This window comes from Janthinobacterium sp. FW305-128, assembly GCF_020858135.1.
Lineage (GTDB): Bacteria > Pseudomonadota > Gammaproteobacteria > Burkholderiales > Burkholderiaceae_D > Janthinobacterium.
Window position 1 is genome coordinate 961,939 of record NZ_JACYMK010000001.1, and the last position, 12,507, is coordinate 974,445.

At 63.5% G+C, this 12,507-nt stretch carries 12 protein-coding genes; 11 read left to right on the top strand and 1 reads right to left on the bottom strand.

The annotated features are described in order from the left end of the window. Window positions 1-15: 15 nt before the first annotated feature. Window positions 16-1,017 carry a S49 family peptidase gene (locus IGS60_RS04355; protein WP_070220183.1) on the top strand — a complete coding sequence of 334 codons (1,002 nt, stop codon included), beginning with the start codon at window positions 16-18 and terminating at the stop codon, window positions 1,015-1,017. A gap of 377 nt (window positions 1,018-1,394) precedes the next feature. Here IGS60_RS04355 and IGS60_RS04360 read toward each other — a convergent pair whose 3' ends face one another. Continuing rightward, on the bottom strand, window positions 1,395-1,775 hold the full coding sequence (locus IGS60_RS04360; protein ID WP_230502605.1) for a hypothetical protein: 381 nt from the start codon (window positions 1,773-1,775) through the stop codon (window positions 1,395-1,397). A gap of 245 nt (window positions 1,776-2,020) precedes the next feature. On the opposite strand from IGS60_RS04360, the gene IGS60_RS04365 reads away from it, so the two are divergent. From IGS60_RS04365 to IGS60_RS04410, 10 genes are all read left to right on the top strand, one after another. Beyond that, window positions 2,021-2,731, top strand: a complete 711-nt coding sequence (locus IGS60_RS04365) for a pseudouridine synthase (RefSeq protein WP_070289165.1) — start codon at window positions 2,021-2,023, stop codon at window positions 2,729-2,731. An 88-nt stretch (window positions 2,732-2,819) separates the two neighbouring features. Then, complete coding sequence (locus IGS60_RS04370) at window positions 2,820-3,818, top strand: fumarylacetoacetate hydrolase family protein (protein ID WP_230502607.1); 999 nt, start codon at window positions 2,820-2,822, stop codon at window positions 3,816-3,818. Window positions 3,819-3,957: 139 nt separating this feature from the next. Further along, a complete protein-coding gene (gene flhB, locus IGS60_RS04375; RefSeq protein WP_070220176.1) occupies window positions 3,958-5,151 on the top strand; it encodes a flagellar biosynthesis protein FlhB in 1,194 nt (397 codons plus the stop codon). Next, entirely contained in the window at window positions 5,148-7,244 is a 2,097-nt protein-coding gene (flhA, locus tag IGS60_RS04380; RefSeq protein ID WP_230502610.1) for a flagellar biosynthesis protein FlhA, read from the top strand. The genes flhB and flhA overlap by 4 nt, the downstream gene beginning before the upstream one ends. 312 nt (window positions 7,245-7,556) lie before the next feature. After that, window positions 7,557-8,885 carry a flagellar biosynthesis protein FlhF gene (gene flhF / locus IGS60_RS04385; RefSeq protein ID WP_070220172.1) on the top strand — a complete coding sequence of 443 codons (1,329 nt, stop codon included), beginning with the start codon at window positions 7,557-7,559 and terminating at the stop codon, window positions 8,883-8,885. Beyond that, the gene (locus IGS60_RS04390) at window positions 8,878-9,741 is read left to right on the top strand and encodes an antiactivator of flagellar biosynthesis FleN protein (protein WP_070220170.1); all 864 of its coding nucleotides are present in this window, start codon (window positions 8,878-8,880) and stop codon (window positions 9,739-9,741) included. Before flhF ends, IGS60_RS04390 begins: the two co-directional genes overlap by 8 nt. A 45-nt stretch (window positions 9,742-9,786) precedes the next feature. Continuing rightward, on the top strand, window positions 9,787-10,518 hold the full coding sequence (locus tag IGS60_RS04395; RefSeq protein ID WP_010400804.1) for an RNA polymerase sigma factor FliA: 732 nt from the start codon (window positions 9,787-9,789) through the stop codon (window positions 10,516-10,518). Next, complete coding sequence (locus tag IGS60_RS04400) at window positions 10,500-11,246, top strand: flagellar motor protein (RefSeq protein ID WP_046685945.1); 747 nt, start codon at window positions 10,500-10,502, stop codon at window positions 11,244-11,246. The genes IGS60_RS04395 and IGS60_RS04400 overlap by 19 nt, the downstream gene beginning before the upstream one ends. 5 nt (window positions 11,247-11,251) lie before the next feature. After that, window positions 11,252-12,040 (top strand): flagellar motor protein MotD, encoded by a 789-nt coding sequence (gene motD, locus IGS60_RS04405; protein ID WP_070220198.1) that lies wholly within the window; start codon window positions 11,252-11,254, stop codon window positions 12,038-12,040. A gap of 62 nt (window positions 12,041-12,102) precedes the next feature. Further along, a complete protein-coding gene (locus tag IGS60_RS04410) occupies window positions 12,103-12,465 on the top strand; it encodes a translation initiation factor Sui1 (protein WP_099408905.1) in 363 nt (120 codons plus the stop codon). Window positions 12,466-12,507: the final 42 nt, after the last annotated feature.

Here is a 12,507-nt window from a genome sequence, read left to right on the forward strand (position 1 = left end):
TAAACAAAGTGAACCATGAGCGAAAACACGAATGACAAGCTGGACAGCAGCGCGCCAGCCGCCGGCCACGGCGCCCCTGCGGGCAACTGGGAGCGCGACGTGCTGGAAAAGCTGGTATTTGCCACGTTGCAAGAGCAGCGCGCGCACCGCCGCTGGAGCATCTTTTTCAAGGTGTTCGGGCTGCTGATCGTGCTGTTCGCGCTGTGGGTGTTTTATGACTACAACACGGCCGACGACAGCGAAACCCTGGGCCGCCACACGGCCCTGATCGACATCAGCGGCGCCATCGAGTCCGAAGGCAGCGGTTCGGCCGCCGTCGTCATTCCCGCGCTGGACAAGGCGTTTTCCGATAGCGGCTCCGTGGCCGTGGTGCTGCATATTAATAGTCCGGGCGGCAGTCCCGTGCAGGCCGGCATGATCGTCGACGAGATGCAGCGCCTGCGCAAGGGCTATCCGGACAAGCCCTTGTATGTGGTGGTCGATGAAATGTGCGCCTCGGGCGGCTATTACATCGCGGCCGCCGCCGACCGCATCTACGTCAACAAGGCCAGCGTGGTCGGCTCGATCGGCGTGCTGATGGATGGCTTCGGCTTTACGGGCGTGATGGAAAAGGTCGGCGTCGAGCGCCGCCTGCTGACGGCGGGCGAGAACAAGGGCTTCATGGACCCGTTCAGCCCCCTGACGGAAAAGCACAAGGCGTATGCGCAAGGCATGCTCAATGAAATCCACCAGCAATTCATCGAGGTGGTGCGGGCGGGACGCGGCAAGCGCCTGAAGGAAACGGCCGATACCTTCTCGGGCCTGTACTGGACGGGGGCGAAAGCCGTGGAAATGGGCCTGGCCGACGATTTCGGCACGGTCGACAGCGTGGCGCGCGACGTCGTCAAGGCGGAAGACATCGTCGACTACACGCAACATGAAGGCTTGCCGGAGCGCGTGCTCAAAAAGTTTGGCGCCGCCATGGGCGCGGGGGCCATGAAGGCGGCCGTGCAGCAGTCACAACCGGCGTTGCGCTGAGGACATCACACTTGGCTGGCAGGCAAGCCAGTCGAGAATGATTTTCAATAAGGTGGTAAATTGGCTTGAAAATGGGGCTGCTTGGGCTATAGTGAAAGCGTAGTTCTTTTCAAGGAGGGGCGATATATCAACTATGTTGTCAGTACTAACTTGATTGGCAAGTCTTGGAACTACTCGCCGCATCGCAGATGTGGTTTTGAGTGAATTTACATTCCTCACTAAAGTCCCGATGGGGCTTGGGAACGGCGGCGCAATGCCGCCGTTTCCTTTTGTTCCTCTTTCGTGCCGGATGGACCGGTGTTGCCGGATGTGGTGTCTGGGCGTGCTGGCAAGGCAGGCATGCGAGGGCAGGGCATGGCTGGTTGAATGGGCCGGTTTCAGACGGCGCAGCCGTTGCAGTGCGCGGGCACGCTGCTTGCCTGTCGGGCCGGCGTCGCGATGGTGCTGGCGTTGGCGCCGGAACTGATGTCAGGCGGCGTGTCCGCCGCCATGGCGGGCGCCGGCACGTTCTCGGTTTCCGCATCCGTTTGCGCAAAACCGCCCAGCTCCAGCCAGCACATGAAATGGCATTGGGCCTCGGCATGCCAGTGCGACTGGCTCGCAGGCGACGGCGTTGCGCCCCCGTCCTGCTGCGCAGGGGTGTTGCTCCAGCGCGCCACGCCGAGTCTGACCTTGTGCATGGCCGCCTGTTCCGTAGCGATGCGCTGGCGCATGTCGGCGATGCTGCCTTCTAAGGCGATGGTATCGGTATGCTTCATACAATGTCCTTGTGAGTCGTTGCCTGGTTATTATTCCTAAAGCTCGTTAGGCGGATTCCTAACGAAGTTTCAGTCTATCAATGCGATATTCCAAGCGCTTGATATTTCTCAAAGGAATTGACCATTTATATCGAAATCTCACCTTGCACTTCAGCTCATCTGTGCCTGCGCAAGGCTGGTGCGACCTCGGCGGCCTGGTACAGGGCCGCTTCACGCTGCCAGCCGCTTCTGGTAAAGTCACGCCCATGAGTAAATTATCCCTAGACCGCATCCTGCAATCGCAGGGTTTTGGCACCCGTAAATATTGCCGTTCCCTTATCGAAGATGGCGATGTCGTCATCGATGGCGTCACCCAGACCAATTACCGCACCACCGTCGAGACCGACGGCCTGGTGCTGCACGTGTTCGAAGAAGAGTGGGTGTACCGCGCCCACCTGTACCTGGCGCTGAATAAGCCCGCCAACTTCGAATGCTCGCGCAAACCCAGCCATCATCCCGGCGTGCTGACCCTGCTGCCGGAACAGTTTACCTGGCGCGAAGTCCAGCCCGTCGGCCGGCTCGACCACGATACGACGGGCATGCTGCTGATGTCCGACGATGGACCATTTATCCATGCACAATCGTCGCCGAAGCGTCACGTTCCGAAAATTTACCAGGCCACGACGCAAGAGCCCGTGACCGATGAGCTGGTGGCTCTGCTGCTGGCTGGCGTGCAATTGCACGACGAACCGGCCCCGCTGGCGGCCCTCGTCTGCGTCAAGCGCGGCGAGCACCAGCTGGAAATCGTGCTCGAGCAAGGCAAATATCACCAGGTCAAGCGCATGCTGGCCGCCGCCGGCAACCATTGCAGCGCGCTGCACCGTTCCGCCATCGGCAGCCTGACCCTGGAATCGCTGGGCATTGCGGAAGGCGAGTGGTGCTACCTGACGCCCGAGCAGATCGCTCTCTTGGCGTAAAACTCTTCTGACCGTCAAAGCCGGGAATATCCCGGCTTTTTGGCGTCTTTAGCCTTCAATTGCCTGCATTTGACGAAGTTTTCCCTACATGAAATTAGCAACCCTGAACGATGGCACGCGCGATGGCCAGTTGGCTGTCGTCTCGCGCGACCTGAAAACGGCCCATCTGGCCGACGGCATCGCCTCGACCCTGCAAAAGGCGCTCGACGACTGGAGTTTCATCGCGCCCCAGCTGGACTTGTTGTACCAGACCATCAATAGCGGCCGCGGCCATCGCGCCTTCGAGTTCGATCCCGCCAACTGCATGGCGCCTTTGCCGCGCAGCAGTTTGCGCGTGGCCGGTGCTTCTTATCTGCAGCAGGTCGAACGGGCCTGCAAGGCGGCGGGAACTGAAGTGCCCGCGAATCTGCGCGAATCGCCGCGCATGTACCAGGGCGCCAGCGACGATTTCCTCGGCGCCCACGACGACATCATCCTGGCGCACGAGCAGTGGGGCATCGATTACGAAGCGGGCATCGCCGCCATCACGGACGACGTGGCCATGGGCTCGACGCCGGACCAGGCGCACCTGAACATCAAGCTGTTGATGCTGGTCAACGACATCACCTTGCGCAACCTGGCGCCGGACGAACAGGCGAGCGGCTACGGCTTCCTGCAGGCGAAGCCGGCCATGGCGTGCTCGCCCGTCGCCGTCACGCCAGACGAACTGGGCGACGCCTGGCGCGGCGGCAAAGTGCACTACGCGCTGCGTTGCAGCCTGAACGGCAAGTTGACGGGCCAGCCCCACGCGGGCGCCGACATGGCGTTCAATTACCCGCAATTGCTCGCCCATCTGTGCCAGACGCGCAACGCGCGCGCCGGCAGTGTGGTCAGCGCGGGCGGCGTCGCCAACAAGGAGATCAAGAAGGGATTTTCCAGTATCGTTGAGCGACGTAATCAGGAGATGATCGCCGATGGCGTCGCCAGCACGCCGTACTTGCTGTTTGGTGATGTTGTTCGTTTGGAAATGCTGGGCGATGACGGCAAGTCGCTGTTTGGCGCCATCGAGCAGACCGTGAAACAGGCCGAGGCGCGCAAGTCCCGCTAAGGTTACCGGAGAGTAAAGGAAATACAGGGGATTTGCCCCCCTGTTCCGCCGATGGCGCGCGCCCGCTTGAACCGATAATGCGTCATGCCCAGTCCGTATTGCGCCTAGCCAGGCTGCAGGACTTCACCGGAGTTGATTGATGTCGGAAGACAGCGACGCAGAAAAGACCGAAGCCGCGTCACCGAAGCGCCTCGAGCAGGCGCGTGAGGAAGGCGACGTTCCGCGATCGCGTGAAGTGGCCACGTTTACGGTGTTGATGGCGTCCGGCTGCTGTCTGTGGTTTGCCGGCGACGCCATCGTGCGGCGGCTGACGGCCGTCATGGTTTCCGGGCTGACCCTGGACCGGGAGCAGATCCTCAATCCCGACGCGATGATGTTGCGCATCGGCTACGACGTGGGTTCCGTTCTGCTGACTTGCCTGCCGTACGCCGCGGCCATCATGCTCGTCGCCCTCGCGTCGCCCGTGCTGGTGGGCGGCTGGCTGTTCAGTTCCAAGGCGTTCACCCCCAATTTTGGCAAGCTCAACCCGATTCGCGGCCTGGGCAATATGTTTTCGAAGAATGCGCTGGTGGAGCTGCTCAAGGCCATCGCCAAGACCCTCGTCGTCGGCGTCGTCGCCTGGATGGTGATGCAGCATCAAAAGGATGCCGTGCTGGGCCTGTCGGTGGAATCCCTGCGCGCCGGTTCGGCCCATCTGATCAGCCTGCTGATCACGGCCTTCCTGCTGATCGTGGGCGCGCTGGGCTTGATCGCCGCCATCGATGGTCCGTACCAGATGTGGCATTACGCCAACAAGATGAAAATGTCCTTGCAGGAAGTCAAGCAAGAGGCGAAGGAGTCGGACGGCAATCCGCAGATCAAGGCGAAGATACGCCAGATGCAGCATGAAATGTCGCGCCGCCGCATGATGGCCGACGTGCCGACGGCCGACGTGGTGGTGACCAATCCTACCCACTACGCCGTGGCCTTGAAGTATGGCGAGAATTCGCGCGGCGCGCCGCAGGTGGTGGCCAAGGGTATCGACGAAGTGGCGGCGAAGATCCGCGAACTGGCGGGCGAACACAAGGTCGCCATCCTGGAAGCGCCAGCCCTGGCGCGCGCGCTGTACAAGCACACGGACATCGGCGACGAGATTCCCGAGGCGCTGTACGGCGCCGTGGCCGAAGTACTGGCCTACGTGTTCCAGCTGCGCAGCTACGGCAACGGCCATGGCGAGCGCCCCGACAAGCCGAAAAAACTCGACGTGCCGCCCGAGCTCGATCCGCTCGACCCCGCATCGCAGACCAAACCCGCGGCAGACGCGGCAGACAAGAATAAAGGAAGTACACCATGAACGGCCTGAGATTGCCAGCCTGGCTCAGCGGAATGGGCAACAATGCCAGCAAGGGTGTCGCCGCGCCGATCATCATCATCATGCTGCTGGCGATGATGGTGTTGCCGCTGCCGGCCTTCATCCTCGACATTTTCTTCAGCTTTAATATCGCGCTGTCCATCATCGTGCTGCTGACGGCGCTGTACACGGTCAAGCCGCTCGACTTCATGGCCTTCCCGACCATCCTGCTCGTGTCGACCATGCTGCGCCTGTCGCTGAACGTGGCGTCCACGCGCGTCGTGCTGACGGAAGGCCATACGGGCGCCGACGCGGCCGGTAAAGTGATCGAAGCGTTCGGTCACTTCTTGATTGGCGGCAACTACACGGTCGGTATCGTGGTGTTTATCATTTTGACGATCATCAACTTTACCGTCGTGACCAAGGGTGCGGGCCGTATCGCCGAGGTGGGCGCCCGCTTCGCGCTGGACGCCATGCCTGGTAAGCAGATGGCCATCGATGCCGACCTGAACGCCGGCCTGATCGGCGAAGACGAAGCGCGCCGCCGCCGCACGGAAGTGGCGCAGGAAGCGGAATTCTACGGCGCCATGGACGGTGCCAGCAAATACGTGCGCGGCGACGCCATTGCCGGCATCATGGTCACCGTCATCAATATCGTCGGCGGCCTGCTGGTGGGCTTGCTGCAGCATGACATGGGCTTTGCCGATGCACTGAAGAACTACACGTTGCTGGCCATCGGTGACGGCCTGGTGGCGCAGATTCCTTCGCTGATCATTTCCACGGCGGCCGGTATCGTCGTCTCGCGCGTGGCCAGCGAACAGGACATCGGCACCCAGTTGGTCGGGCAATTGTTTGCGAAACCGCAAGTGCTGTACATTACTGCCGGCATCATCGGCGGCATGGGCCTGATCCCCGGCATGCCGAACATGGTCTTCATCCTGCTGGCGTCATTGCTGGCCGGCTCCGCCTATTTGATCAGCAAGAAACGCACGCAGGAAAAGGCGGCGGCCGAAAAGCCGGCCGAAGCGCCGCCAGCCACGGTGGCGCCCGAGCAGGAAGAAGCCAGCTGGCAAGACATCATGCCCGTCGACACCCTGGGCCTGGAAGTGGGCTACCGTTTGATCCCCCTGGTCGACAAGACGCAGGGCGGCGAATTGCTCAAGCGCATCAAAGGCATCCGCAAGAAATTTGCCCAGGAAGTGGGTTTTCTGGCGCCGCCCGTGCATATCCGCGACAACCTGGAATTGAAGCCGTCCGCCTACCGCATCACCCTCAAGGGCGTGGAAGTGGGCGTGGGCGAAGCGTTCAACGGCCAGTTCCTGGCGATCAATCCCGGCATGGCCAGCGGCACCTTGCCGGGCCTGGCCACGAGCGATCCCGCGTTCGGCTTGCCCGCCACCTGGATCGACGCCAGCCTGCGCGACCAGGCCCAATCGATGGGCTACACGGTCGTCGATGCGGGCACCGTGGTGGCCACGCACTTGAATCACCTGATCACCTCGCATGCGTCCGAGCTGCTGGGCCGCGCGGAAGTGCAGTCGCTGCTCGACCACCTGGGCAAGGATGCGCCGCGCCTTGTGGAAGACCTGGTGCCGAAGATGCTGTCGCTGTCGACCCTGCAGAAAGTGCTGCAGAACCTGCTGGCCGAGGGCGTGCACATCCGCGACATGCGCACCATCATCGAAACCCTGGCCGAGCATACGGTCCATACGCAAGACCCGAACGACCTGACGGCGCTGGTGCGCGTCTCGCTGGGCCGCGCCATCGTGCAGCAGCTGTTCCCCGGCGTGGCCGAGTTGTCCGTGATGACCCTCGACAGCCGCCTGGAGCGCCTGCTGATGCAGGCGATGGGCAATGGCGGCGACGGCGCCGGCATCGAGCCGGGCCTGGCCGATACCATCGCGCACCAGGCGGGCCTGGCCGCGCAGCAGCAGGAAGCGCTGGGCCTGACACCCGTGCTGCTGGTGCCGGCGCCGCTGCGTGCCCTGCTGTCGCGCTTCCTGCGCCGCGCCTTGCCGCAGCTCAAAGTGCTGTCGCATGCGGAAGTGCCGGAAACCAAGACGATCCGCGTCACGGCGCTGGTGGGGGCGCAATAGTCGACAGCATTAGTACCGGGGTCAGACCCCCTCCAGCGTTAGCGCGGAGCTTTGCGTTAGCGTTAGTGGGGGTCTGACCCCAGCTTCTCAGCCCTTGCTTTTGGTCAAATAAACATCAATTTCCTGCCGGCAAACTGAATAACGGGTACTTTCCCGTCCTGTTCCTTCGATCATTTCCTGCAAGCATCGCTAATAATAGAAACTGTCCGGGTGATCTGTGTCCATGTGGAAGACAGCACCCAAGCAACAGGAGTCGATGATGGTCACACAGTTCAGCCAATATTGCGCCACCCCCGCCTTGGGAGGCCGGTCATGAATGTGAAGAAATTTACGGGCGCCTCGTCGCGCGATGCGCTGCGCAAGGTGCGCGAAGCATTGGGTCCCGACGCCGTGATCCTGTCGAACCGCCAGACCGATGGCGTGGTGGAAATCCTCGCGCTGGCCAATGACGATGCCGCTTCGCTGGCCTCGCCGCCGGCCGCGTCCGAAATGGCCCAGCCCCGCCCCCAGTTGCAGACCCAGTTCGCCACGCCGCAACGTCCGGCCGCCCCGGCCCAGCGCCCGGCCGCGCCACGTCCTGCCGCGCCGCGCCAGGCAGCCGGCGAGCCAGTGGACATGGCCCGCATGCAGCAGATGATGGCCAGCGCGCTGGCGCACGTCAAGGAAAACGCCGCCGCCGAGATGAGCGGCATGATGAATGAAATCCGCGCCATGCGCGGCATGATGGAAACCCAGCTGGCGGAAATTTCGTGGGGTTCGACGCAGCAGCGCGAGCCGCAAAAAGCCGTCGTGCTGCGCGAAATGCTGGCGGCCGGCTTCTCGGCCAGCCTGGCGCGCTACCTGATCGACAAGCTGCCCGCCGGCCTCGACGGTGCGCAAAGCATGCGCTGGATCAAGACTGTCCTGAGCCGCAACCTGAACACGGTCGCCAATGAAGACGCCATGCTGGAGCAGGGCGGCGTGTTCGCGCTGGTCGGCCCGACCGGTGTCGGCAAGACCACCAGCACGGCCAAGCTGGCGGCCCGCTGCGTGATGCGCCACGGCCCGGAAAAGCTGGCCCTGATCACCACGGACGCCTACCGTATCGGCGCGCACGAACAGCTGCGCATCTACGGCAAGATCCTCGGCGTGATGGTGCATTCGGTGAAGGACGAAGCGGACTTGCGCATCGCCCTGAAGGAACTCAAGAACAAGCACACGGTGCTGATCGATACCGTGGGCGTGAGCCAGCGCGACCAGATGGTGACGGAACAGGTGGCCATGCTGTCGGGCGCCGGCGCCGACGTGAAGCGTTTGCTGTGCCTGAACTCCACGGCGACGCAGGAAACGCTGAACGAAGTGGTGCGCGCGTATCAAGGCAGCGGCCTGGCCGGCTGCATCATGACCAAGCTCGATGAAGCGGCGTCGATCGGCAACGTGCTCGACGTGGTGATCCGCCAGAAGCTGAACCTGTTTTATGTGTCGAACGGCCAGCGCGTGCCGGAAGACCTGTACCTGGCCGACCGCGGCTACCTGATCGACCGCGCCTTCAAGCTCAAGCGCGACTCGGCGGCCACGCAGTTTTCCGACGCCGAACTGCCGCTCCTGATGGCGCAGGCGGCCGCCCGCAACAATGAAGCGCGCGGGGTGCACCTTGGCTAATTTCGATTTCGACCAGGCCGAGGGCTTGCGCCGCATGCTGGCCGGCCCGCAGCCGCGCGTCATGACGTTCCTCTCGGCCACGCCGCAGGACGACAAGGGCGCCATGCTGGTCAACCTGGGCGCTTCGCTCGCCTATGGCGGCAATGACGTGCTGCTGCTTGACGCCAGCGGCGGCAGCGATGGCGTGGCTGCACGGCTGGGACTGGCGCACGGCGCCAGCCTGCGCGACGTGGCGCGCCAGCAGTGCGGCCTGAACCAGGTCATCCATCAGGTGCCGCAAGGCTTCGGCGTGGCCAGCCTGGGCGCGCGCAACCACCTGATGGACAGCATGGACTATGCGGGCGAGGACGAATTGCGCCGCCTGGGCAAGACTTTCGAGGTGCTGGCGCGCCAGAGCGGCATCGTGCTGGTCGACGGCGTCGTGGCCGACGAGGGCGATTGCTTCCCCGTGCCCTTGATGGCCTCGTCGGATATCGTGGTGCAAGTGTCGACCAGCGCCACCTCGATCAAGGCGGCGTACTGCCTGATCAAGCGCCTGAGCCAGGAACTGGGACGCCGTCCGTTCGGCATTCTCGTCACGGGCGCTTCCGAATCCGAGGCAAAAGTGGTATACGATAATATGGCACAGGCGGCGAGCCGCTACCTGGCCGTGAAGCTGACCTCGATGGGGTCGGTGCCTGCCGATGAATATCTGCACCGCGCGGCGCGCCTGGGCCGCAGCGTGGTCGATGCGTTTCCGCTGGCGGGCGCCTCGGTGGCGTTTCGCGGACTGGCCGAGCGGCTGGCCCGTTCGGCGGCGCCGGTGCTTGGCGGCACCTTGTACCAGACGGGGAGCCCGCACCAGTTCAGCGCCTGAATCGAACCGCAGCACCAGATAAGATGAGAAAACAATAAGCAGCCTATGTACACGGTCAAAGGGAAATCGAACAAGGACTATTTGCTGACGGAGCACATTCCGCTGGTGAAGCGTCTGGCGCACCATATGAAGGCGAAATTGCCGCCTTCGGTCGAGGTCGATGACCTGATCCAGGCCGGCATGATCGGCCTGCTCGATGCCATTAGCCGCTATGAAGAGACGCATGGCGCGCAGTTCGAGACGTATGCCGTGCTGCGCATCCGCGGCGCCATGCTCGACGAATTGCGCACCAGCGACTGGCTGCCGCGCAGCATGCGCCAGAACATGCGCAAGATCGAGGAGGCGATGAGCACCTTGCAGCAGCGCCTCGGCCATCCGCCGACGGAATCGGAAGTGGCGAAACTGCTCAAGATGTCGCTGGCCGACTACCAGGAAATGCTGGGCGACGGCGGCGGCCACCAGCTCGTGTACTACGAAGACTTTCATGACCCGGACGGCAATGACAGCTTCCTCGACCGCCACTGCGTGGACGAGGACAGCGACCCCTTGCGTTCCCTGCTCGATACCGATTTCCGGCAATCCGTGATCGATGCCATCGACGCGCTGCCACCACGCGAGAAAATACTCATGGGCCTGTATTACGAAGAAGAGCTGAACCTGAAGGAGATCGGCGCGGTGATGGGCGTATCCGAATCGCGCGTCTCGCAGCTGCATACCCAGGCCGTCGCGCGCCTGCGCGCAACCTTGAGGGAGCAGGCGTGGACTGGTCCAGCGTAATCGGGCTGGCGCTGGCGCTGGCGGGCCTGCTGGTCGGCCAGGCACTGGAAGGCGGCAAGATGGCCTCCCTGCTGCAGCCGGCCGCCTTTGCCATCGTCATCATCGGCACCTTCGGCGCCGTGCTGCTGCAAACGCGGTTGCGCACTTTTGTCCGCGGCCTGGAAATGCTGCGCTGGGTCTTCCTGCCGCCTGCCGACACGCGCGCCGCGCTGGCGCGCGATATCGGGCAATGGAGCCTGACGGCGCGCCGCGACGGTCCGCTGGCGCTCGAGCGGCTGATGGAAAACACGGCCGACCGCTTCAACGCCAAGGGCTTGCGCATGATCGTCGACGGCATCGCGCCCGACAAGCTGCGCCAGCTGCTCGACGTGGAAATTTCCGCCTACGAAATGGCCGAGCGCCAGGCCGTCAAGGTGTGGGAATCGGCGGCCGGCTATTCGCCCACCATCGGCATCCTGGGTGCCGTGCTGGGTCTGATCCACGTGATGGAAAACCTCACCGACCCGAGCAAACTGGGCAGCGGCATCGCCGTGGCCTTCGTCTCGACGATTTATGGCGTGGGACTGGCCAATCTGCTGTTCCTGCCGGTGGCCAATAAACTCAAGGCCATCGTCTCGCGCCGCGTGCTGCAGTATGAAATCACGGCCGCCGTGCTGTACGACATCGCCACGGGCGACCATACGCGCATCATCGAAGAGCGCGTGTCCAGCCTGCTGCACGAGCACTGACCATGATGCGGCGCGCGCGCAGGAAGTATGACGAGGAACCGGACAACCAGGACCGCTGGCTGATTTCGTACGCCGACTTCATCACTTTGCTGTTCGCGTTCTTCGTCGTGATGTACGCGATTTCGCAAGTCAACGAAGGCAAGTACCGCGTCTTCCAGAACGCCATCGGCCAGGCCTTCAGTCTGGAAAAGGGCGCGCCGCCCATCATCATGGAAGCGCCGCAGGCGATCCCGTTGCCGAATCCCGCCCTGAAACGCCGCACGGAAGCCATCCGCCGCGAGCGCGAACACATGACGCGCCTGGCGCAGGACTTGACGTCCACTCTGGCGCCGCTGGTCAAGGAAGGCAAGGTGCGGGTCACGCAGACGAGCCGCGGCGTGAGCGTGGAAATCAATGCCAGCGTGTTGTTCGACCCGGGCGCGGCGCGCCTGACGGCGGAATCGGACCAGGCCCTGCGCGCCGTCGCCGTGCTGCTCAAGGATGATACGCACGACGTGCAGGTGGAAGGGCATACGGATGTGCAGCCGATCAGCAATTCCAATTTTGCCTCGAACTGGGAATTGTCGGCCGCGCGCGCCAGCGCCGTGGTGCGCCTGTTCATCGCCAGCGGCGTGCAGGCGTCGCGCCTGACGGCGGTGGGCCACGCCGACAATATCCCCGTGGCGCCCAACGAAACCCCGGAAGGGCGCGCGCGCAACCGCCGGGTCGCCGTGACGATCCTCTCGGGAATCCCGGAAACGGTGACGGAAGTGCCGACGGCGCCTGTGGCGCCGGCACCGGTTCCCGCCAACTGAACGCCGCCGCTTGCTACAAGCGCGGCCATCTTTCCTTTATTTCTACCTATTATCTCTCCATCATGAAAAGCAGCTCCCTGGGCGGTCTCGTCTATTCCACTGAAACGGGCCGCATGTGTCCCGCCTGCCGCCAGCCGCTGGCGCAATGCGCGTGCAAGGCGCAAGCCAAGACGGCGCCGGCGGGCGATGGCGTGGTGCGCGTGTCGCGCCAGACCAAGGGCCGCGGCGGCAAGAGCGTGACCGTGGTCAAGGGCTTGGCGCTGGACGCCATCGCGCTGGCCCTGCTGGGCAAGCAGCTGCGCACGCAATGCGGCTCGGGCGGCACGGTCAAGGATGGCGTGATCGAAGTGCAGGGCGACCATGTCGAAACGGTGATGGCGGCGCTGGCCAAGCTGGGCCACCAGCCGAAAAAGGCCGGCGGCTGAGCGTGCGGAGGCGTGCGGCCCGCTGCCGTGCGCCTGTGGTAA